We start from the raw sequence: 23927 nt of genomic DNA, 5'->3' as shown, positions 1-23927 counted from the left end.
ATAACCGGGCAAACCTCCGAATAAAGTAGTCGAGCTGAAATTACCCGCCAAAATCATCCAGCAGGATATTTTCATCTTCCACACCAAGATCCTTGAGCATCTTGATCACGGCAGCGTTCATCATTGGTGGCCCACACATGTAGAACTCACAATCTTCCGGTGCCGGATGATCTTTCAGATAGTTTTCATACAGTACATTATGGATAAAGCCAGTGTAACCAGTCCAGTTATCCTCTGGAAGTGGATCCGACAAAGCCACATGCCATACAAAATTATCGTTGCCCGCTGCCAGGTCATCGTATTCATCCTGATAGAACATCTCTCGCAAACTACGCGCGCCATACCAGAAAGACATTTTACGATTGGTGTGAATACGCTTCAATTGATCAAAAATATGAGAACGCATCGGTGCCATACCTGCACCACCACCAACAAACACCATCTCGTTGTCGGTTTCCTTCGCAAAGAACTCACCAAACGGACCGTAAACCGTTACCTTATCACCAGGCTTAAGATTGAACACCCAGGATGACATCTGTCCAGGTGGGAATGAAGTGCCTGGAGGAGGCGAAGCAATCCGGATATTGAACTTAACAATACCTTTTTCTTCTGGGTAGTTGGCCATGGAATAAGCACGAACGATCGTCTCCTTAACCACTGACTTGTATTGCCACAGGTTAAACTTATCCCAATCACCACGATACTCTTCTTCCACGTCGAAACTCTTGTAATCTACTTCGTGCGGGGGGGCCTCCAGCTGTACATAGCCACCCGCGCGGAAATCAACGTTTTCGCCTGTAGGCAACTCCAATACCAGCTCTTTGATAAAGGTTGCTACATTATGATTAGAACGAACAGTACATTCCCACTTCTTAACACCGAAGACCTCTTCTGGTACTTCGATTTTCATATCCTGTTTAACAGGAACCTGACAAGCAAGGCGCCAGCCTTCCTTCTCTTCTTTCTTGTTAAAGTGTGCTCGCTCAGTAGGCAGCATTGATCCGCCACCTTCCATGATACGACATTTACATTGCGCACAGCTTCCGCCACCACCGCAGGCTGAAGACAGGAAAACACCTTCTTCGGCCAGGGTCTGCAGCAATTTACTCCCTGCAGGAGTTTTGATGGTATGATCAGGGTCGTCGTTGACCTCGATAGTCACGTCCCCGGAGCTCACGAGCCGTGCCCGAGCCGCCAAAATGATTGCCACAAGTGACAATACTATGACGGTAAACATGACAACGCCTAATACGATTTCTGCATTCATGTTTTTACCTTATTCGTTTCGTTTACGTAGTCTGATTAACTGGATCTTTTACAGGGAGATGCCCGAGAATGACATAAAGCCAAGAGACATCAGGCCAACTGTGATAAAGGTAATACCAAGACCACGTAAACCGTCCGGAACGTCGCTGTACTTGAGCTTTTCACGAATCCCTGCCAACGCAACGATCGCTAATGCCCAACCTGTACCCGCACCAAAGCCATACACCACACTCTCGCCGAAATTGTAGTCACGCTCTACCATGAACAGGGAAGCCCCCATAATGGCACAGTTAACCGTAATCAGCGGCAAGAATACACCTAACGCGTTATAGAGATCTGGAAAGTACTTATCCAACACCATTTCCAGGATCTGAACGATCGCAGCGATAACCCCGATATAAGTCAACAGACCCAAAAAGCTGAGATCTACATCCGGGTAGCCTGCCCAGGCAAGCGCACCATCTTTCAACAAACTAGAGTAAATCAGGTAGTTAACTGGCACGGTTACGGTCAATACAACGATAACTGCAATACCAAGACCAATGGCTGCTTCAATTTTCTTTGAAATTGCCAAAAACGTACACATTCCCAAGAAGAATGCCAATGCCATGTTTTCTACAAAAATCGCCTTAATGATCAGGCTGATATAGTGTTCCATTAGAACGCCTCCTTCACATTATGGGCGGACATTTTGTAATCCACAGCTTCAACCTGATCCCGCTTCCAGGAGCGCAAACCCCAAATCAGGAGGCCAATAATAAAGAATGCACTGGGCGGCAATAACAGCAAACCGTTTGGCACATACCAGCCACCGTTGTTGATCGTGACAAAGATATCAACACCGAACAACTTGCCGGCACCGAACAACTCCCGCACAAACGCAACTGCAACCAACAGTACCGCATAGCCCAAACCGTTTCCGATACCATCCAAGAAACTTGCACCTGGCTTGTTCTGCATGGCAAATGCTTCAGCTCGCCCCATAACGATACAGTTTGTGATGATCAATCCAACGAAAACAGAAAGCTGCTTACTGATCTCATATGCATAAGCCCGCAAAACCTGATCAACCACGATTACCAGAGAGGCGATAATCGTCATCTGAACGATAATACGAATACTTGAGGGTATTTGGTTTCGAATTAACGATACAGAAAAGTTAGAACAGGCGGTTACCGAGATCACGGCCAGCCCCATTACAATGGAAAGCTGCAAGCTGGTTGTAACCGCTAACGCAGAACAAATACCAAGAATCTGCAATGCGATTGGATTGTTGTTGAAAACGGGTTCCAACAGAACTTTCTTTGCAGAAGTATCTGACATGGTTAAGCCCCCTTACGAATATTATCCAGATATTTCTGGAAGCCATTTTCACCCATCCAGAAACGAAGTAAGTTTGTAACACCGTTACTGGTCAGTGTCGCACCGGACAGACCATCCACGTTATAAGCCGCATCAGGTTTACTACGATCAACATTACCTTTCACCAACTTGATTACAGGTTGATCACCACTGTCGAAGTCATAGACTTTCTTTCCAGGCCATAATGCTTTCCAGTTAGGGTTATCTACTTCCCCACCCAGGCCAGGTGTTTCGGAGTGCTGATAGAAGCCCAAACCTACGATGGTATTCGCATCACCTTCAAGTGCCAGGAATCCGTATAGTGTAGACCACAGGCCGTAACCATGAACGGGCAGGATAATCCGATCAACTTCACCGCTTTTTTCAACGAGGTAAACTTTCGCGTATTTCTCGCGACGTTTAACGCTTGCAATGTCGATATCACGGTCCAGTTTTTCCGAAAATTTTGGATCTTTTGCTGCTTTCTTCTGGTCGTAAGCGATTACATCACTCTTCCCTACAGCGTCAGCAGTAACATACTCACCAGTATCAAGATCAACCAGTTTTGGCGTAATTTTACCGAACTCTTCTTCGATCAGCGACGCTGATGCATTCTGGGGAAGCAACCCTGCTGCCGCCAGGATATTGGTTTTCAAGTTTAATGCTTTGTTTTTCTGTTGGATTGGCTTAAGCAATACAACAGAACTTGCCACGACTACTGAACACACAATACACAGTAAGAGGGCAACAATTACGGTTCTTTGAACACTATCCTTGCTATTAGACACGGGCTAGTCTCCTCTTGATATTGGCCTGTACAACCAGATGGTCGATGAATGGTGCAAACAGGTTAGCAAACAGGATAGCTAACATCATACCCTCCGGGAATGCCGGGTTCACCACACGGATCAGAACCACCATAACACCGATCAAAGCACCGAAGAACCATTTACCCGTATTCGTCATGGAAGCAGAAACAGGGTCAGTTGCCATAAAGATCATACCGAATGCAAAACCACCCACAACGAAATGCCAATGTGGCGGCACAGAGAACATATAATTGGTTTCTGAGCCGATTGCATTGAACAGCAACGACGTTGCGATCATCCCGATCATGACACCGGAAACAATGCGCCATGAAGCAATCTTCATGATCAGCAACACAGCACCGCCGATTAAAATCGCCAACGTTGAAGTTTCACCGATCGACCCCTGAATCGTTCCAAAGAATGCATCCATCCAGGTTACAGACTGGCTCAGGGCCTCCATACCACCAGAAGCAGCAATACTCAGAGATGTTGCACCACTGAACCCGTCTACGGCAGTCCAGACAGCATCACCGGAAATTTCCGCAGGGTACGCAAAGAACAAGAACGCTCTACCGGTTAGTGCAGGGTTAAGGAAGTTCTTGCCGGTCCCGCCAAAAACTTCTTTGCCAATAACTACACCGAAGGAAATACCCAAGGCAACTTGCCACAATGGAATATCAGGTGGAACGATCAACGCAAATAAAATTGACGTAACAAAGAAACCTTCGTTTACTTCATGACCGCGAATCATCGCAAACAGAACTTCCCAGAAGCCACCGACCACAAAGGTTACCGCGTAAATCGGTAAGAAATACACCGCACCATAAATCATGTTATCCCAAATACTGCCGGGGTCATTACCTGCGAGCATTGCTATAATAGTACTGTGCCAGTCAGCAGACATGGCCATATCATTGGCAGCAAGGTAGGAATTAGCCTGTAAGCCGACGTTGTACATGCCAAAGAACATAGCCGGGAACGTACAGAACCAAACAGTTATCATGATCCGTTTCAGGTCAACGCCATCACGAACATGAGAATTGGTTTTGGTTACACTGCCCGGTGAATAGAAAATGGTGTCTACAGCCTCGTAAAGCGCATACCATTTTTCGTATTTGCCGCCCTTTTCAAAGTGCGGCTCCATCTTATCTAGAACATTTCTTAAGCCCATCTCTAACCCTCCAGCTCAATACGAGTCAGATTTTGTCTGAGGATCGGGCCATATTCGTACTTCCCGGGACAGACAAATGTACACAACGACAAATCTTCTTCATCCAACTCAAGTGCGCCCAGTTTCTGAGCCATATCTGTATCACCAACGACTAACGCCCGAAGCAACTGTGTAGGCAGGATATCCAATGGCATGACTTCTTCATACGTTCCAACTGGAACCATAGCTCGGTCACTACCATTTGTATTGGTACTAAAATCGAGCAACTTGCCAGAGGTCAGTTTGGACAGGTAGATGTTTAATTTGGAGAAACGGGACGTTCCCGGAGACAGCCAGCCCATGAAGTCACGCTTGGTGCCTTCTTCAAGAATCGTAATTTGATTGGCAAAGTGACCCAGAAAGGAAACGGCGCCACGTGCAGTACGACCGCCAAAAACCGAACCTGAGATCACACGCACCGGCCCGCTTTCATCGAATTCACCCGCAGTCAGTTCATTCAAATCTGCACCAACTCTTGTACGGACAAGACGCGGCTTGGTCACTTTCGGACCAGACAATGCCACAATTCGATCCGTGTATAATTCACCGGTTACGAACAGTTGACCAATCGCGATAATATCCTGATAGCCAATATGCCAAACAGATTTACTGAGACTTACAGGATCCAGATGGTGAATATGCGTTCCAACGTTACCCGCAGGATGAGGACCGCTAAAAGACTCGGTCACCACTTTTTCGCTTGAACTGATTTGGATTTTGCTATTTTCAGCAGCACAAACGAAAACTTTCCCGTTTGTCAGGTGAGAAACGACTTTCAGACCATTATTAAACGCTTCAAGTGATTCTGAAACAATCACTTCAGGATCCGCCGACAATGGCTGCGTATCCATTATACTGACAAAAATTGAGTTTGGAACCGCATCCAACTCAGGTGACTTACTGAAAGGGCGCGTTCGGATTGCTGACCACATACCCGATTCAATCAGGTTCGATGTCACCTGTTCGCGAGTTAATTGATCCAGTTGCTCTGCGCTGTAACGCTCAAACTGGACTGCATCATCACCTTCAATTTCAATCACAATCGATTGAAACACGCGTTTTTCACCACGATTAACTTCTTTTACCGTACCGGCCGCCGGTGCTGTAAACTTTACACCAACGGTTTTTTTGTCCTCGAAAAGAAGTTGACCGCGCTTAACTTTATCTCCTTCCTGAACAGCCATCGTGGGTTTCATACCATTGTAATCAAACCCTACAACCGCAACCCGAGAAACGGGTTTACCTGCGGTAATCTTCTGTTCAGGCGAACCTTTAATAGGTAAATCCAGGCCTTTTTGAATTTTGATCATTAGCCCCGCCTAATCAACATATGAGAAAAGTGAATTTTACACCCGCCTCGGAATACGTTATAGGAAACCCAATGCAACGCAATGCTCCCAACAACCGCGCGCAGGATCAAAAAAGCTTCCTAATGACCTATTCAGAGAAGGACGTACCAAAAAAACGCACCAATTATAAAGATCGAGCAGTCAATTTTCCACAAATCAATGGTAATTAAATCGACACAATCCTGCTTGACACCGTTTCGAAATGGCTCAACCCGGCCCTCCTTTCCGGATATTCAAACCCCGAAATACCAAATCTGCTTAATCGCTGGTCATCCTATTCCCTGATACGGATTATCCCCTTATAAAATCCGCCCCATAAAAAAACCCGACCACAAAGTGTGGTCGGGTTTCATTCTTGCCAGCCCTCTCTTACAAGAGAGAGGGACGCGAACTCGAGTTTAAACTTTACCCGTACCCGGGAATACTGGATATTGTACACCCGCCATTTGGTTCACGATTCGAACAACCTGTGCACTATAGCCCGCTTCGTTATCGTACCAAACGTAAAGAACAACACGGTTGCCATTCGCGATAGTTGCCTGAGCATCAACAATACCGGCGTGGCGCGAACCTACGAAGTCAGAAGAAACAACTTCTGGCGAGTTAACAAAGTCAATTTGCTTTTGCAACTCGGAGTGCAGTGCAGTCTCACGCAGGAAGTCATTGATCCCTTCCGCAGTGGTCTCCTTGCTCAAATTAAGATTTAAGATTGCCATCGATACATTTGGAGTCGGCACACGAATCGCATTACCCGTCAATTTACCCGCCATTTCAGGTAAGGCTTTGGCAACTGCTTTTGCTGCACCAGTCTCAGTCAATACCATATTCAGAGGCGCACTGCGACCCCGGCGGCTTCCCTTGTGGTAATTGTCGATCAGGTTTTGATCGTTTGTGTAAGCATGCACAGTTTCAACGTGACCATTTACAACGCCGAATTCGTCATTTACCGCTTTCAGCACGGGAGTGATCGCGTTGGTGGTACAAGAAGCAGCAGACAAAATTGTATCTTCTGCCGAAATCAAATCACTGTTGATTCCGTATACGATGTTTTTGATATCGCCTTTACCCGGTGCAGTCAGAAGCACTTTGGATACACCCTTGGATTTCAGATGCAGACCCAAACCTTCCTGATCCCGCCATTTACCGGTATTATCAATCACTACAGCGTTATCAATTCCATAACTAGTGTAGTCAACTTTATCCGGACCATCAGAATAGATAACCTGAATATAATTTCCGTTTGCAATCAGAGCCTGATTTTCTTCATCTACAGAAATAGTACCCAAGAACGGCCCATGCACTGAGTCACGACGCAGCAGACTTGCACGCTTCTCCAGATCATTGTCCGCACCACCCTGACGAACAACGATTGCGCGCAAACGCAGGTTAGAACCGCCACCGGCTTTTTCGATCAATATACGCGCCAGCAAACGACCAATACGACCAAAGCCATACAACACGATATCTTTGGTTTCCTGGTTCTGGCGATTTGCTTCTTCACCATCGTACTTGCCTACGACAGGAGCAACTTCATTTTTAATAAATTCTTCCAGCGACACGCCGTCTTGCTTTTGATATTTGATCGCCAGCTTGCCGATGTCGATATGGGCATGTCCCAGTTCGAGAGTGTCCAGAATTTGCAGAATCGGATAGGTATCCAAAACAGAAAGCTCGTTGTTTTCTACCTGACGGACAAAACGATGAGCCTTGATAATTCCGATAACTGACTGATTTATAATGGCACGTCCGTAAACCGAAGTTACCACATTATTTCGCCGGTAAAGCCGACCAATCAAAGGGATCATCGCTTCAGCGACCGCTTCACGCTCTTTCCAGTCTACGAAGCATGTATCCTTGATATCCTGACTCACGTTTTCACCTCTCTGTTGCTCTCGTTTTTAAAGGGCCCATATTATCTTTGGTTCGAGACAATTAAGCAAATTTACTGTCATAAATATTGTAATTATTTGCTCAAAGATGAATCGTCGAATTACATGAAGAGGTGTTTGTCCGGTTAATCCAAAAGCGCGGCGAATAACAATGGAGACAAAGCTGATTCTGGACTTGCAGGAACCGAATGAGAAAGACAGCGGCAATAGGAAAATTAACCAGACACAAGTGCACTGAAAACGGATATGATATAAAGCAGACAGGATCGGACTCCGGATAAGGCCTGAAAAAACAACCTTGTCCGGAACCGGGAGCAACTGAAAAAGTGCGATCAGTGCCCGTAGATTACAGTTTGAGCAACAACATTGACATCATCCAGGTAAACGCCCCCGATTGATGGGTTCGCACCCAGATAGATTTCAGGCATCACGACGTCCATCTCAAACCGATTTAAATCTATCGCCAGACCAGGGCCTGATGAATAGATTTCAATCTCAATTTCAGCGCCAATATCACCGACACCAGCACCGCTGGGCCCGAAACTGCCGATTGCTTCCAAATAGCTGCTGCCAGCAATCTGCATATTCTCGACGCGCACGTTCAGAAACTCGATATCAACATCCAGATCATCCACACCAAAAGTCGCTTGAAGCGTAGCATGGGAAGTCTGGTTATCGATACGCAAACGAGCACCCAGTGCTATACCTTCGATACTCAATGAGTCAATCAGCTTGGTACCATCAGTCAACGATGAATCCATCAGGTACCAGTCATCTGTCGCCAACCGGAAGTCAACAACATTGAAACCGCCTGCAGGCTTCATGTTAGCTACCAGAGAGCCATCAGCCAACACGTCGAGATCCAGTTTCATGTTGTCGAGTTTGTCCGACTGAAGACCGTTAGGGATCCACTGATTACCAAAGAACGTATTCCGGTTTGCACCACCGATTTCGATTCCGCGTATTGCAATACTTCCTTCATCTTCATAACGGATTTCGCCAACACCAATCGCAGCATTGTTAATCTCGATCGAGATCCCTGCCTGACCGGTCACATTAGACATTGTTGCCTCATCCAGCGCCTGAATTTCAGCCTGGAGCCCCAGGCTGACACTTGCCAAACCAACGCCCAATAAATTGAGCTTTCCAAAGCGTCCCATTTCTTATTCCTCTTTTTTGATTATATTGCTGCACCATCGTACCACTTTGTGTGTTTTTCATAATTTGAACATTTTCACATTTTTGTGAGTTTTGTTGCACTTTTGTACCAATTTATTAACCCGACAAGAAACTCGGGTTATATGCAGTGGTTTTCAGTGTATTTATGACACCCGGAATGGCAGGATTTCTGGCGAGGTACTTCGAAACAAGATACATTTTCAAACAGGTTTGAATGGGGCGCTCGGGGATGGACTTGACAGCCTTTCTCAACAATCAGGAAATAAACGACTTATTGTTGCGTAAATAGCGGACTGGCGTAGATCGTGGCGAGTTTTCCGCGCATCACGAGTGCAATCACCCCTGCACTCGTGACAATCTGCTCCCACCAATGGCGGGAGTACAAGCGTATCAGTGGCCGTAGATAACCGTCTGAGCTGTAATGTCTACGTTATTGACATAGAGCGCACCAATGGATGGATTATCCCCCAGATAAATCTCAGGCATCACAATGTCCATTTGGAATTTGGTCAAATTCAGCCCCAGACCTTGTGACCCTGCGGCATAAATCTCCAAATCCACCTCTGCACCAATGTCGGGGATACCTGCGCCACTTGGCCCCCAGGTACCGATTGCTTCAATGTAACTGCTTCCGGCAACCTGCATATTTTCCACCCTCAAGTTCAGAAACTCGACGTCAATATCCAGATCATCGATACCAAAAGTCGTTTCAATAAAGGTATATTCGGATTGATTATCGACCCTTAAACGAGCATCCAAAGCCACACCTTCGATACTCAGGGAGTCAATTAACTTGGTACCATCATTGAAATTCGAATCCATTAACAACCAGTCGTCTGTGGTCAGACTGAAATCGACAACATTAAACCCACCGGCTGGCTTCATAATCGCGACCAAGTCACCATCTGCCATCACATCAATATCCAGCTTGACGTTGTCAAGCTTGTCTGACTGCAATCCTGAAGGAAGCCACTGATTCCCGAAAAAATTGGTTCTGTTTGCACCGCCGATACGGATATCCCGAACCGCAATACCACCTTCATCCTTGTATAGAATTTCTCCCATTGTTATTTCTGCATCGTTGATTTCAATGGAAATACCTGCCTGGCCTGTTACGCTCGCCATTGCTGCCTCATCTAAAGCGATTACTTCCGCTTGAGAATTAAGACTGGCGAATCCAACACCAAGGCACAGCAAAGTGCGTTTTCCCATGCTTACCATGTCTCTGTCCTCTGTATTATGGTTTTTATGTCTCGAAATAGTATCATTTACGGTCTGTAAGCAACTTGAGAGAGGTCTCATTTTGTTATCAGCGAACATGTGTTTAGCAATATATTCTTACATTCAGACAACAATCAGTTTCAATCTGTGAAGCGCTTCAATCTTTGCGGCGTAATTTCGGGGTGCAGACGCTTGGGCCGATTACGCATCATTTCGACACTTCCCACACGCCATGACGGAACAGGCGTGACAACCCTGGGCAGAATCTATAAAATCGCGCACAATCCTCAGTTCCAAATGAAATCGCAACACTCCCAAGCACAGGCCATAACATCCAGCTATGACAACCTCGACACCCAGCGAAAAGTCACCCACCACACAACAACGTGCTTATCTCTTCCAGGGCAATAAAATAAATTGGTCAGACGTTCCAAACGGGGCACTGGGTCGATCAATTGCGGACGCTGCCAGCTTGAGAGGTGGGTTGTGGGTTGTACTGACAAAGGATACAGACAGCGCGATTCAACTCGAAAGTGACCTGCGATTTTTCAATACCGATGAGACAATCGAGATCCTTTCCTTTCCAGATTGGGAAACGCTGCCTTACGATCTTTTTTCACCGCATCAGGATATCGTTTCCCAGCGCCTCAAATCACTTTCTGTCCTGCGACAACAACACAAAGGTATCTTGATACTGCCGATCACCACGGCAATGCATCGGCAAATACCGGCAAGACACCTGCAAAATCATAGCCTGGTACTGGAAACCGGGGATCACCTGGATATCAGCGCTTATTGCACCAGCCTGGAAGCCGCCGGGTATTACCGAACCGAAACCGTATATGAACATGGGGAGTTTGCGGTACGGGGCTCTATTGTTGATGTTTTCCCGATGGGTAGCGATTCACCGTTCAGGATCGAATTGTTTGACAACGAAGTGGAAACCCTCAGAACCTTTGACCCTGAAACCCAACGCTCAATCGAAGCCATAAACGCGATTAATCTGTTACCTGCGACGGAGTACCCCTGGGACACCGATTCACGCCGTGCCTTCCGGAATGCCTGGCTGGCACGCTTTCCTGATTCGCCCAAGGAATGCCCGATCATGCAGGACATGGCAAGCGGCATCAAGCCGCCCGGCATCGAATATTACCTCCCCCTGTTCTATGAAGACCTGTCAAACATCTCAGACTTTTTCCCCGACAAAACCTATGTTGTGTTGGAAGATGGCGCCCAACAACGTGCCGAACAATTCTGGCGGGAGATACAAGACCGCTATGAAGAACGGAGACATGACCGGTTAAAACCCATTCTCCCACCTCAGGATATATTCCTGAATGACGCTGAACTGTTCAGATCGCTTGGTGAATTCACACAAATACGCCATCACCAGGAAGCATTGGCGAAAGATCTAAATCGCCAAGCGGCAGAACAAAAAGGTATCTATAACTTCAGCTATGGGAAGCTGGACAACATCGACATAGACAACAAGCTGAAAGATCCGGTTTCTCGCTTTAAGCGCTTTTTGCACGACTTTCCCGGCAAAGTACTTATCTGCGCCGAGTCTGCAGGGCGACGAGAGGTGATCACTGAGCTGCTCCAGCGCCACGGCCTGAGTGTGTCACACACTGACAACTGGACTCAATTTAAAAAACAACTTGTGGATCAGGAAAAAGCAGGTCAACAGGATGCAGTTGATGCAAACCATGTGCAGATGACTGTGTGGCCACTGCAAACCAGCTTTTGTTCCGCCGATCAGTTCGCGCTTGTATCAGAAAGCCAGTTATTCGGGCACCGGGTTTCACAAAGTCGTCGCCGCAAAAAGTCATCCGAAGTCACCGCAGACAATGCCGTTCGCAACTTGACAGAACTCAGCCCCGGGACGCCGGTGGTCCACATTGATCACGGTGTCGGTCGCTACCAGGGCCTGGAAATCATCGAGGCAGGAGGCCAGACGAACGAATTTCTGATGCTGGAATACGCAGATCAGGCAAAGCTATACGTCCCCGTCACAGCCCTGCACTTAATTGCCCGCTACAGTGGTACCGACAACGCTTTAGCCCCCCTGCACAAGTTGGGCACAGATAAATGGAGCCAGGCCAAGAAGAAGGCGCTGGAGAAGATCAGGGATACCGCCGCTGAACTGCTCAACATCTATGCAAAACGTGCAGCAAAACCGGGCTTTCAATTTTCCCGACCCGATGATGCTTACACAGCATTTTGTGCTGCCTTTCCTTTCGAAGAAACCGCAGATCAAGCCAGTGCGATCCACGCGGTGGAAAACGACATGACTTCCAAGCAGGCTATGGACCGCCTGGTTTGCGGTGACGTCGGCTTTGGAAAAACTGAAGTTGCCATGCGTGCAGCATTTCTTGCCAGCTATGCAGGAAAACAGGTTGCTGTCCTCGCCCCTACCACACTATTGGCACAACAACATTACGAGTCATTTAAAGACCGGTTTGCAGATACCCCCATAAAAATCGAAGTACTGTCCCGTTTCAAAACAGCGAAAGAACAAGTCAGCGCGATTGAGCTGCTTTCGGAGGGCAAAGTTGACATCATTATTGGTACGCACAAAATTCTGCAAAAGGATATTCAGTTCAAAGATCTCGGACTGCTGATCATCGATGAAGAGCATCGATTTGGCGTACAACAAAAAGAAAAGATAAAAAATCTTCGTGCAGATCTCGATATTCTGACACTGACCGCCACCCCCATTCCCAGAACGCTCAACATGGCGATGGGCGGAATTCGTGACCTGTCTATCATTGCCACCCCGCCAGCGAAACGTTTGTCCGTCAAGACTTTCGTACGCCAAAAAGAGCCCGCCCTGACGAAAGAGTCCATCTTGCGGGAAATCTACAGGGGGGGACAGGTTTTTTATCTCCACAATGAGGTCAAAACGATTGACCAAACCGCTCGGGAAATCGGTGAACTCATTCCCGAAGCCCGGGTCGCAGTCGCCCATGGACAAATGCGGGAACGGGAACTTGAGCAGATCATGTCCGATTTCTACCACAAGCGCTTCAATGTACTTGTTTGTACCACGATCATAGAAACCGGTATCGATATTCCCAGCGCAAATACGATTATTATTGAGCGTGCCGACAAATTCGGTGTCGCCCAGCTGCACCAACTTCGTGGCCGTGTAGGACGCTCCCACCACCAGGCCTACGCCTATTTACTTACGCCGCACAAGAAAGCGATGTCCGGCGATGCCATCAAACGACTGGAAGCGATTTCCGCCTCACAGGATCTGGGCGCGGGCTTTACCCTGGCCACCCACGATTTGGAAATACGGGGTGCGGGTGAACTCCTCGGGGAAGAACAGAGTGGTCAGATACAAAGTGTCGGCTTTACCCTGTACATGGAATTACTGGACAATGCGGTAAAAGCGCTCAAGAGTGGAAAAACCATCGATCTTGAATCACCATTGAATCATGGGGCGGACATTAATCTGCGGATTCCAGCCCTGATACCCGACGATTATCTACCCGATATTACCTCACGGTTAATCCTGTACAAACGCATCGCCAATGCCGCGGATCACGACGAACTCAGCCAGCTAAAAACAGAAATGATTGATCGCTTCGGGCTGCTTCCGGAACCGACTAAAAACCTGATTCGATTGACTGAACTCAAATTCAGGGCAGATGCACTGGGTATTCAGCGTATTGATGCCGGATTTGAGCACGGCAAATTCGAGTTTGCGACCGATACGAAGATAGATCCGCTTACACTGGTGCAACTTGTACAACAGCAACCGCTAGAGTACTCACTTTCCGGAGGATCGGAATTGAAGTTCAAACTTAAATCAAAAGACGCTGATGGCTTATTGCGGGCGATACATCAGTTGCTTGATCGTTTACAACCAAGTACTTAATGTTAATGCATCCGCGGCAATAAATTAAAACCAGAAAGGTGTTTGATCACGAATGAAAAATGCGCGAAAGCAATACCTGATGAAGATATGGAATTTCTTGGCCTGCTTTACCCTGATCGGTGTCACCGCAAACCTGGCACAGGCACAGGAAAGCAAAACATCGACCACTGACGGCGCAGAAGATCGAGCTTATATCGGCTGGTATCGCGCCGAAGTGATTCTGTTCGAAAACCTGAATACAGAAGCGTACACGATAGATATCCCCCACGAACCCTTGTCTCAGCCCCGGAACACCGCCCTCCGCCACCTGGTACACGGTAGTTCAATGACAGATTTTCAGGTTCATCGCCTACCCGAAAAAAACTTGACGCTCTATCAAACGTATCAACGCTTGAAGAACAGTCGTGATTATCGGCCTATCTTAATCGCTGGCTGGAACGACTTTCTGCCACCAGGCACCCATAAACTCCCCTTACAAATTCAGGGCGGAGAACAAGTAGGCGATCATTACGAATATGAGGGAACACTCACAATTGAACGCGCCCGGTACCTTCATGTAAAGGCAGATATTGATTTCATCGAGTATGAATTACGGGAAAAGCCGCCTGCACAGCAATCTTGGGCCCAACTCCAGGATAACCAGACATCGATCAGTGACTGGCTCGCTACGCCATTACCCAGTGATCAAACAGGCCTCTGGAGCAATCGCAATCGGCAATCACCTGATCGGGCCGAGTCCAGCACAACAATTTCACCATCGGCTGAACAGCGAACCACTTCACAATCACCACCATCACCACAATCGAACATTTCCCCATCAGAAATCGAAGGGCCCAACATGGCTTATGTCCCGGCTCGGGTTTATGCCATGTCAGAGCTTCGCCGAATGCGCAGCCGGGAAACCCATTTTTTTGATCACCCGCTATTCGGATTACTGGTACGCTTTGAACCCATAATCGTTGAACCTCGTAACACGCCCGCCGACCCGGTTGAAGTCATCACCACACCGGCAGACCTGACCGAAGGCGTCGCTCCCGGCACAGCACCGGGAACGGAAGTAGAGTCGTCAATCCAGTAGGACACTCTGATAGTAGAACACACTGATAGTAGAACACACCGATAGTAGAACACGCTGATACAAGCACTGGCAGCACGTGCGATCAATTTTAGCGGATTGCATTCCTGCTGATTTCAGGGCCTGAAAGTGCCTCCTGTTAACCCGACAAGAGATTTACAGGCCCCACCGGATAACAATAAAATCCCTCCTATACCCACCGACATGTTAAAATCACCGACAGCGATGGCACTAACGCGGTCGGGCTGTCCCACAGGCGCAATTACTTTTAAATGACTAACTTGAGAGTGAAATTAATGGCAGATTTTCCACCTTGCCCCAAATGTTCTTCTGAATTCACCTACCACGACGGTACCCTGCTGGTTTGTCCGGAGTGCGCACATGAATGGTCGCCCGATGAAGACAGTGCCGCCTCAAGCGGTGAGGCGGTCATCAGGGATGCCAACGGCAACACCCTGACAGATGGTGATACGGTGACCGTGATCAAAGACCTCAAGGTAAAGGGATCATCTTCCGTTGTTAAGGTCGGCACCAAGGTCAAAAATATTCGTTTGGTAGACGGTGATCATGACATTGATTGTAAAATTGATGGTTTTGGTGCCATGAAACTCAAATCCGAGTTTGTGAAGAAAGTCTAACTCTAGCGTGTGAGATAATCCTCGTAGTGACTTTCCGGCGTCAACGGTATCGGTAAATTAAATGCTGATAGGTTGACGTCCTCTTCCCTCAGGCTCACGTCCGAAGGCCCCATTTCACATTCTGCAAACCGGTAAATAATATTTCGCTCCCCTTTGATTGCACGTTGATTATATTGCTCAGCGAGTTCAGCAACCCTCTCGCGTTTGCCTTGGTACGCGGCGAGTTGACGGCGGCCGTATCGCCTAGACATCAATTCCATGGTTTTATTCGGGGACAACAACAGTGCACTGGCATTATTCCCGCCAAACCCCTTTGCGTTAATGATGCTTGCAAGCATATCTTCGCCTTGGAGACCGGCATGGTGATGATCCATCAGGATAGACAGGTTTGATCGACACACATCATCAGCAATATGGTCAATGGTTTTAATGCCCGGTATCAGACCATCATGCCACACACCGAGCGCTGCCATAATCTGATCGCCAGCGGCTGGCCCCAGCGAATGCCCGACGTAGGCTTTAATCGCAGTGACGAGCCAGTTTTTGATACCAAACACCTTCGCAACCTCGTTCAATATGTGAGATTCCGACACCCTGTTTTGCGGCGTACCGGTACCATGGGCATGAACATAGGTTTGATCAAGTCCGGCTCCACCGAAAAGGTGCCTGGCCAGGGCCACCGCTTTTGCAACGGTGATATAATTTCCAACGCCCGGGCTGGATATCGACCTTTTGTTACCATCTGCGTTTATAAATACATCTGGCACCGCACCAAATATCTGTGCACCGGTTTCAATTGCCAATTCGTCATCCATAAGGATCAGAAACTGTGCGGATTCCGCTATTGTAAATCCACAGTTTGTGGAAAAAGGTCTGCAGGCCCGGTGGTACGCTATGATATCCAGCGGATCTAGCACTTTGAGACCCTGTTCGGTTGCCAGGGCCCCCATTACATTGAACCCGTTTACAATTTCGGGTACCACCGGCGCTTCCGCACTGCCAACAATTGCCAGTCGCGCTTTGCCGTGTTGTATATCTGAAACAGCTTGCCGAAGGTTATAAAGAAATGTGGCACAGGCGCCTGCAATTGCGCCAGTGTTTCCGGTGCTGTTGATCATGTAACTGTTGATAAAATCTGCGGACATTTCAGGGAACATAAACGGCAACATTTTCGAACTGATTCTCTGGCCACGAAGCGGGTTTTGAAATAATCCTTTTGCCGAACAGTCATCCAGCTGACAAATTGAAGCCCCCGAATAGACAGACACCGCATCCGGAGGCACCACGCGCATCAATTCTGACCACTCAATGCCCAGGGCATTCAACGCATCAGAAGCGCCAAAGACTGTCATTGCAAGGCCCTTCGGGTGATGTAGTGATCGGTAATATCGCCCCGGATCAAAGCCTTGCGGCAGCATACCTGCAGCAACAACTGTACTACGCCCGTTGATCGCCTGCGGGAAGTTCATTTTTCTGATTAACGTGCCTTGTCTGAGCTGCTGTATAAGGTTATTTCTATTGCCCCCTACTCGAGCCTCCCATCCCGGTTCAACGGTGATCCCCATCAGATTCGCAAGATCATTCCAGGTATCGGTCATTTCAGAGTCAGACAAACTATCTTCGATCATACGCCGATAACCCTGATGGAAAGAACTCCGTCCTGCCGAGTTAACACCACCAAAGGAAACGATTACCGGAAGCTTTGCCATAGTACACTCTTAAATCAAGTTATTCTGGGTTCTGTTCAGGCCCTAGTGTACTGGAGCACGCTCAAAGCCGTGCTAGACAATACAGTCATGTTTTAGCACAATTACGTCACACTCTAGATCAATTTACCTCCAGGATCCTAGATCAATTTACCGCCAAGAAAGTACCCGTAGACATGTTAAATGTTGCCTTTCCACTTTTCCCGAGAGCCTTGCTGACCGGCATTAGCGGACCTTGCGAAATGCTCCACGCGGCCGAGCTTCTGGTGCGTACCCGCCCCGGCAAAAGGCATGAAAATTGGGCGCGACTTAATCTTTTAAGGGTGTCTGAAACACGACGGGCAATGCCGTTAACCGGGGGGATGCGTGTAGTCCCCGACAAAACCTTCGCGACCATCGAACAGCCAGACTGGATCGTTGTACCGCCCATTTGGGGCAACCCTTTCCCTACGGTGCACCAACAAATGGCGCTCAGATTATGGTTAAAAGAATGTTATCAACGGGGCAGTACGATTATCGCAACAGGAACCAGCGTTTGCTTTTTAGCGGAGGAAGGTTTACTGGATGATATTCCGGTTACGACGCACTGGTACTTTTTTGAGCGCTTCCGCAAGCGCTACCCCCATCTTGAGCTTAACACCCGTCAATTTATTACTTACGGAGAAAATATTTACTGTGCCGGAAGCATTAATGCGCTTTCCGACCTGATCCTGTATCTCATCGAACAGCGTTACGGAAACACGATCACACGGATTGTTGAACGCCACTTCTCCCACGAGATCAATCGAAGTTACGAGAAACCTTTTTTTATGCATGGCAGCAACCAGCATCATGATGAAGACATTGTCAGAGCTCAGGAATGGTGCCATGATCAGTGGCAACAGGAAATTACCATCGATGACCTCGCACGAATAGCGGGTTTGAATAGCAGGACATTTACAAGACGGTTTAAAAACGCCACCGGGCTGACAGCGGTTCAATATCTTCAAGCACTCCGCCTGAACCGTTCAGCGGAGCTACTCAAAGATACCAACCTGTCCGTGTCCGATATTGCACAAATAGCCGGTTTCCGGGATTTGAATTACTTTACCCGGCTTTTCAAACGTCATAACGACGTGACCCCCGGCGAATATCGAAAGATCGTCAGGGCCAAACTGTTTTACCTCCCTGAAGCATGACCCTCCACCACACTGGGTAACATTTTTACGTTGTCAGCGACCCAGCATTCTGACTCACGATGCACCTGTGAAACGGTTTTCCCTTGGGGGTAGATGGGTTTCCCGATCTTGAACGTGATAATTCGACGCTGCCGGTCAGGGTTTAGCTGTGGCCAATGTAATCCACTATTATGAGCAACCGGTAAAATCGGTACCTGACAGCGAACGGCAAGGGATGCCGCACCTTTATTGAACCGTATTGGCGCACCAATGGCGACGCGAGTGCCTTCCGGAAAAATGAGCACCGAACGCTGTGCTCCAAGGCGATTCTCCCCCTCTCGAATCAGCGATTTATAGGATAACACGGGTTCCGATCGATCAATTGCAATTGGCTCCATAAATCGCAGTGCCCTGCCTACAACAGGCATTTTGAGTAACTCTATTTTTAACACAGTGCTCAAAGGGTTGAACAAGGTTTGCAACAGTACCGTTTCCAGACTGCTCTGATGATTGGACACCACCACACAATGTTGCTGCGGAATATTGGCAACATCTTCAACCTGGATACGAAGGTTGAAAAACAGCGCTGCCATCGCCAATACAATTTTGTTGAAACAAATAACCAATTGATGCCGGTTTCGTCCGCTTAAAAACGGGGACAATAGAAACCCGAATAACAAGAAAGGCAGCAAAACCAATATACATAAACTATAAAACAACGCATATCGGACGCCAGTTTTCTGCTTTTCAATCACTAATTTTGCTCCTTGACTGAAGTGCCTGCTGATTCGTCATCTGCGTTCAATACCGTTCCAGGATCAAGGTCGCATTCGTTCCACCAAAGCCAAAACTGTTTGTCATAACACAATTTATATCCTGTGCTTTGCGGGTCTTCATTAATATCGGCATTTGATCCGCAGCATCGTCCAGGTTCTCGATATTTGCAGATGCTGCCATAAAGTCATTCTGCATCATCAATAGCGAGTAGATAACCTCATGTACCCCTGCCGCACCCAATGCGTGGCCACTCAGGGATTTAGTTGAACTGATGGGCGGGATAGATCCGTCTTTGAATACTGATCGAATCGCAGAAAGTTCAGCAATATCTCCGACAGGCGTGCTGGTGCCATGGGCGTTGATATAATCAACCGGATTTCGGGCAGTCTGTATCGCCTGGGCCATGCACCGTGCAGCCCCCTCTCCCGAAGGCGCAACCATATCCGCTCCATCCGACGTTGCACCGAAGCCCGTAATTTCGGCAATAACAGGCGCGCCTCTCTCCAGAGCATGTTCCAGTGATTCAAGTACCACAACACCCGCCCCGCCAGAAATAACAAATCCATCACGATCAGCATCATATGCGCGCGAGGCAAGCTCAGGTAGGTGGTTGTACTTTGTGGAGAGCGCTCCCATCGCATCAAAAAGCAATGACAACGTCCAGTGACAATCATCACCGCCACCAGCGAGTATGACGTCCTGCTGCCCCAACTGAATCTGTTGCGCGGCAAGGCCAATACAGTGTGCACTGGTCGCACAGGCAGAGGTCACAGCATAATTGATACCCAGAATCTTAAACTGGGTCGCCAGGTTGGCGTTGATTGCACTGGACATCGTGCGCGTGACGCGATAAGGGCCGACCTTTTTCACCCCTTTGGTCTTGAGGATCTCGGCGGAATCAATTACATTTTCAGTGGAGGCGCCCCCTGCCCCCATGATCAAACCGGTTCGTTCATTTGAAATTAACTCCGGCGTGAGACCACTTTGCTCAATTGCCTGCAATGCAGCAAGATAACTGTAGGCCGATGCATCCCCCATAAAGCGTTTAACCTTGCGGTTTATCAGCCCATCGATATCAACATGAATCTGCCCGGACACCTGACTTCTCAGCCCATTTTCGACATGTCCGGGATCGATTGAAATACCAGATTTACCGGTTTCCAAGGCGTCACGAACAGTAGATAAATCATTACCGAGACTGGAAATAATTCCCATACCCGTCACGACGACCCGTTTAGGCGGAATTGCCTGAGTAAAGATCATGACTGCATCCCCTCGTTCCGCGGCAACAAAGCGACACGTAGTTTCTCAGCCGCATAGATCTGCACACCATCCGCATAAACGTAACCGTCAGAAACAATCATGGTCATCCCTTTTTTCAATGTTCTGCGGACATCAACCTGATAGCTCACCACCCCGGTTTCGGGTAATATTTCCCCTGAAAACTTTACCGAGCCGCAACCTAATGCCCGACCACGTCCTCGATAACCCGCCCACGATAAATAAAAACCGGAAAGCTGCCAGAGCGCATCCAGCCCCAGACAGCCCGGCATGACTGGGTCGCCCGGAAAGTGACAATCGAAAAACCATTTATCGGGAGTTATTTTATATTCTGCTTTGATTTCCCCCTGGCCATAACGTCCTCCTTCGTTATGGATATGGGTTACACAATCAATCATGTTCATTTGACCGGCGGGTAAGCGGGCGGTATCCGGATCAGCGACCCGGTAGGCTTGAAGATCTTGTTCGTTGAATGTTGATTTAAGTTGCACAGGCTGAATCCTCTCTTGTCTCTGCGTTAAACAAAGATACAAAGGAGCGCAAATCAGTTCATGACCAAATACAACAGTTTTTTGACTTTTGATAACAAACAGTAATCTCTTTGAATGGCGCAATCAGGAATCACACCAGAAAAAAGACAACAATAATGCATACACAGGATAATGATTTATGTAGGCGGCCAAGCTACCATTGACCGCGAAGGATATCGCCGGGGCGTTACTGATTCTCTGGGTATTACCAACGACCAGTGAATTCGATCTCGATCAGATTGGTCTTGGATTTATTTTCCCGTTGTAATACACCGGTGACCGACAATTGTTCGTTAAAGAAATAGCGGCTTTGAATACCGATTAATTGCTCTTTGAAATCACCGAATGTGAACCCGAATTGCCCACCTGCACTCCAATGACTATCGAAATAATAATCGGCTTCTGCAGCCAGACGGTAAGCTGTTTCATCCCGCGAACCATCAAGCAAACCTATTGATGCGTCAAGTCCGATAAAGTTCGTGCCACTGAAACGCGATACTTTCTTGAAATGCCCTTCCAACTGGGCGATATAGTCACTGACTTTGTAGCGACCACTCACCGTGGTCTCGGTATCGATGTATTGACCCAGTTCCAGTGCTACATCATCGATATCACCATTGCGAATCAAAGTCGATGCGAATACACCGTTTGGCAGAACGTAACGCCCGCCCAGTTCAAGGGTTTTGATATTTTTGCCCGAATCAGGGTCAGCCAGGCTGATACCGACTTCACCCCAGGATGATTTATTGAAAAACGCCGCTTCTGCCAACGGTTGATTCACCGAAGTTTTAACCGGCTTCAGAAAGTATTTGCCTTGAAGCGAAATCCGCTTTTGTTTCTGACTGGATCCAGAGCTCACATTGTCACAATCATAATACCAGTTATAACCAAAGCCATACCCCGGATTTAAAGGGTTTACCGGCAGCATATAACTGTCATAAGTAAGATTACACTCGGCCAGATTAATAGCGCCACGTGACTTGCTGGAGGAATGATTGAACGAAGCACTGGCTTCATAACGGTAATCGGCATTGACGGATGGGCTGAATGGGATCAATAAACCGATAACGATTGGACCAGAACAAAGGATTGATTTGACAGAACGAACAAATGTATCTTGGCGAGCAGGCATATGTACACTTCCCTGTTTCAGATTGAGTCATCACCACAGAGCCTCCAAGCCCTGAGCTGGGCAGATTCTGCCACAGCATATAGCGGAATACAAACTTAAAATTTTGTGTCTGGAATCAGCACCTTCCAATCAAAAAGTCTATATGGTAGCATCCGCCACCAGTGAAAAGATGTGGACGTTTTTTCACAATCGATCGCTCCACCGATCAAATAAACCAGGCTTTACCGCTAAAAACCCGACCGGGTTACACGGTAAATACACGGATCGTTAAACAGCTTCAGGGATGTACTCATGAAAAGCTATCGCACGCTTAATGTACCTAGCACAATTGCATTCATTTCACTCGTCTTGCCCTCACAAAATATATTCGCAGATTATCAATATGAACTAACCGGCACCCTTGTTCAGGCTGAAAAAGACTCTGGTGATCAGCGTTTTGATCGTACGCTGCTCGACGCCACGGGCACTTATTACCTTGCTCCGGTCAGCACACAACAGGCCAGGGCTGCCAGCAGTGGCAATGGGTCGCAAACCCTGAAGCCCCTCAGTACGTTATCATTTTTCAACAAAGCTTCGTGGGTATCTGCTGGTCTCGAATACGACGATGATGACAGTGCACCCGATGCAGATACCAGCCTTCATTTCGAAGGACAGTATCAACTGCCAAACCAACCAATTTTCGCTAAAACGGAAATGTATCTTGCAGATAAAGAAACGCTAATGGTCGGTGGCGGATACTACCTTGCGGATAATATGACCGTGGAAGGCAGCTATACTTCGAACACCTCACAATCCAACAGTATCGAGATCGAATTCACGCAGATCAACGGGATCTCAGACGGTCGATTCGTTGAACTCTATGCAGCCCTGGAATGGGAGGAAGACCGAGATGACGACACGCTGTTTATTAGCGGTAGTGGTGCGCTTTACCTGAATCAGCAATTCTCGTTCGGCACCCTCTTATCTTTAGCCACAGGTGAAAAAGATGGTTTCGGCCTCGCTGCATTTACGGAATATTTTTTCACCGATACCTTCGCCTTGAAAGCATCACTGCATCACCAGGATCTTGATGACCCATATGGAGAAAATAGATTCTTCACAATCACAGCATTGGGGCGCTTTTAAAGTCACTAACCTTTGTTAAACTCGATTAACTTGACTTAACCTGACCATCGGGTTAGCCTTCCCGCCTGAAATATGGGTGTTGGGTGTTTTTTGCTCTCAAGTAGACGAAACAAGCAGACAAAAGACGAAGCGTGAAGCTGGTGCGACTGAAGTCAATTCCAGCACTGCCCCCGCAACGGTAATTAAGTATTAAATCAACACAGGCCACTGTCTTTAACGATGGGAAGGCGTTGATTTTCGGCCCGGTAGAATGCAAATAGAAGTTCGCCGCGCAACTTATAAGTCCGGAGACCGGCCTGACCCTCTCAAATTCGATCTCAAGGATTGACATCAGCATTGCGGTGGGCGATGCGGGAAAT

19 protein-coding genes and 1 riboswitch are annotated in these 23927 nt (G+C 47.7%); of the genes, 5 read left to right on the top strand and 14 right to left on the bottom strand.

What is annotated here, in order from left to right:
• Nucleotides 1-40: 40 nt before the first annotated feature.
• From nqrF to OLMES_RS12825, 9 genes are all read right to left on the bottom strand, one after another.
• A complete protein-coding gene (nqrF, locus tag OLMES_RS12865) occupies nt 41-1267 on the bottom strand; it encodes an NADH:ubiquinone reductase (Na(+)-transporting) subunit F (RefSeq protein ID WP_087461626.1) in 1227 nt (408 codons plus the stop codon).
• A 48-nt stretch (nt 1268-1315) separates the two neighbouring features.
• Nucleotides 1316-1924: an NADH:ubiquinone reductase (Na(+)-transporting) subunit E gene (gene nqrE, locus OLMES_RS12860; protein ID WP_087461625.1), complete on the bottom strand. Its 609-nt coding sequence runs from the start codon at nt 1922-1924 to the stop codon at nt 1316-1318.
• A complete protein-coding gene (locus OLMES_RS12855) occupies nt 1924-2589 on the bottom strand; it encodes an NADH:ubiquinone reductase (Na(+)-transporting) subunit D (RefSeq protein WP_087461624.1) in 666 nt (221 codons plus the stop codon). Before OLMES_RS12855 ends, nqrE begins: the two co-directional genes overlap by 1 nt.
• 2 nt (nt 2590-2591) lie before the next feature.
• On the bottom strand, nt 2592-3395 hold the full coding sequence (locus OLMES_RS12850; protein ID WP_087461623.1) for a Na(+)-translocating NADH-quinone reductase subunit C: 804 nt from the start codon (nt 3393-3395) through the stop codon (nt 2592-2594).
• Complete coding sequence (locus OLMES_RS12845; protein WP_087461622.1) at nt 3388-4587, bottom strand: NADH:ubiquinone reductase (Na(+)-transporting) subunit B; 1200 nt, start codon at nt 4585-4587, stop codon at nt 3388-3390. Before OLMES_RS12845 ends, OLMES_RS12850 begins: the two co-directional genes overlap by 8 nt.
• Before the next feature lie 2 nt (nt 4588-4589).
• Entirely contained in the window at nt 4590-5936 is a 1347-nt protein-coding gene (locus OLMES_RS12840) for a Na(+)-translocating NADH-quinone reductase subunit A (protein WP_087461621.1), read from the bottom strand.
• Between the two features lie 437 nt (nt 5937-6373).
• Nucleotides 6374-7846, bottom strand: a complete 1473-nt coding sequence (locus OLMES_RS12835; RefSeq protein ID WP_087461620.1) for a glyceraldehyde-3-phosphate dehydrogenase — start codon at nt 7844-7846, stop codon at nt 6374-6376.
• A gap of 350 nt (nt 7847-8196) precedes the next feature.
• Entirely contained in the window at nt 8197-9024 is an 828-nt protein-coding gene (locus tag OLMES_RS12830) for a DUF6160 family protein (protein ID WP_087461619.1), read from the bottom strand.
• Between the two features lie 409 nt (nt 9025-9433).
• Nucleotides 9434-10264 carry a DUF6160 family protein gene (locus OLMES_RS12825; RefSeq protein WP_087461618.1) on the bottom strand — a complete coding sequence of 277 codons (831 nt, stop codon included), beginning with the start codon at nt 10262-10264 and terminating at the stop codon, nt 9434-9436.
• A gap of 340 nt (nt 10265-10604) precedes the next feature.
• On the opposite strand from OLMES_RS12825, the gene mfd reads away from it, so the two are divergent.
• The 3 genes from mfd to OLMES_RS12810 all read left to right on the top strand — a co-directional run bounded on the left by mfd (nt 10605) and on the right by OLMES_RS12810 (nt 15860).
• Entirely contained in the window at nt 10605-14147 is a 3543-nt protein-coding gene (gene mfd, locus OLMES_RS12820) for a transcription-repair coupling factor (protein WP_087461617.1), read from the top strand.
• A gap of 52 nt (nt 14148-14199) precedes the next feature.
• Entirely contained in the window at nt 14200-15225 is a 1026-nt protein-coding gene (locus OLMES_RS12815; RefSeq protein ID WP_087461616.1) for a CsiV family protein, read from the top strand.
• Between the two features lie 293 nt (nt 15226-15518).
• Nucleotides 15519-15860, top strand: a complete 342-nt coding sequence (locus tag OLMES_RS12810) for a zinc ribbon domain-containing protein YjdM (protein ID WP_087461615.1) — start codon at nt 15519-15521, stop codon at nt 15858-15860.
• A 2-nt stretch (nt 15861-15862) separates the two neighbouring features.
• On the opposite strand, the gene OLMES_RS12805 is transcribed toward OLMES_RS12810, so the two are convergent.
• Nucleotides 15863-17569: a beta-ketoacyl synthase gene (locus OLMES_RS12805; protein ID WP_087461614.1), complete on the bottom strand. Its 1707-nt coding sequence runs from the start codon at nt 17567-17569 to the stop codon at nt 15863-15865.
• A gap of 173 nt (nt 17570-17742) precedes the next feature.
• Here OLMES_RS12805 and OLMES_RS12800 point away from each other — a divergent pair, with 173 nt between their 5' ends.
• Complete coding sequence (locus tag OLMES_RS12800) at nt 17743-18744, top strand: GlxA family transcriptional regulator (protein ID WP_087461613.1); 1002 nt, start codon at nt 17743-17745, stop codon at nt 18742-18744.
• Here OLMES_RS12800 and OLMES_RS12795 read toward each other — a convergent pair.
• The 4 genes from OLMES_RS12795 to OLMES_RS12780 all read right to left on the bottom strand — a co-directional run bounded on the left by OLMES_RS12795 (nt 18726) and on the right by OLMES_RS12780 (nt 22443).
• A complete protein-coding gene (locus OLMES_RS12795; RefSeq protein WP_087461612.1) occupies nt 18726-19478 on the bottom strand; it encodes a lysophospholipid acyltransferase family protein in 753 nt (250 codons plus the stop codon). The genes OLMES_RS12800 and OLMES_RS12795 overlap by 19 nt on opposite strands.
• 46 nt (nt 19479-19524) lie before the next feature.
• Entirely contained in the window at nt 19525-20763 is a 1239-nt protein-coding gene (locus OLMES_RS12790) for a beta-ketoacyl synthase N-terminal-like domain-containing protein (RefSeq protein ID WP_087461611.1), read from the bottom strand.
• Nucleotides 20760-21272, bottom strand: a complete 513-nt coding sequence (gene fabA, locus OLMES_RS12785; RefSeq protein WP_087461610.1) for a bifunctional 3-hydroxydecanoyl-ACP dehydratase/trans-2-decenoyl-ACP isomerase — start codon at nt 21270-21272, stop codon at nt 20760-20762. Before fabA ends, OLMES_RS12790 begins: the two co-directional genes overlap by 4 nt.
• Before the next feature lie 244 nt (nt 21273-21516).
• A complete protein-coding gene (locus OLMES_RS12780) occupies nt 21517-22443 on the bottom strand; it encodes a hypothetical protein (protein ID WP_087461609.1) in 927 nt (308 codons plus the stop codon).
• A 291-nt stretch (nt 22444-22734) separates the two neighbouring features.
• On the opposite strand from OLMES_RS12780, the gene OLMES_RS12775 reads away from it, so the two are divergent.
• Complete coding sequence (locus tag OLMES_RS12775) at nt 22735-23568, top strand: hypothetical protein (RefSeq protein WP_087461608.1); 834 nt, start codon at nt 22735-22737, stop codon at nt 23566-23568.
• Between the two features lie 64 nt (nt 23569-23632).
• A riboswitch (cobalamin riboswitch) is annotated at nt 23633-23882 on the top strand.
• The last annotated feature ends 45 nt before the right edge of the window (nt 23883-23927 follow it).

Origin of the sequence: Oleiphilus messinensis (assembly GCF_002162375.1) — a bacterium.
GTDB lineage: Bacteria > Pseudomonadota > Gammaproteobacteria > Pseudomonadales > Oleiphilaceae > Oleiphilus > Oleiphilus messinensis.
Note: the sequence above shows the minus strand (reverse complement) of the source record. Positions and strands in the feature narration are given on the sequence as shown.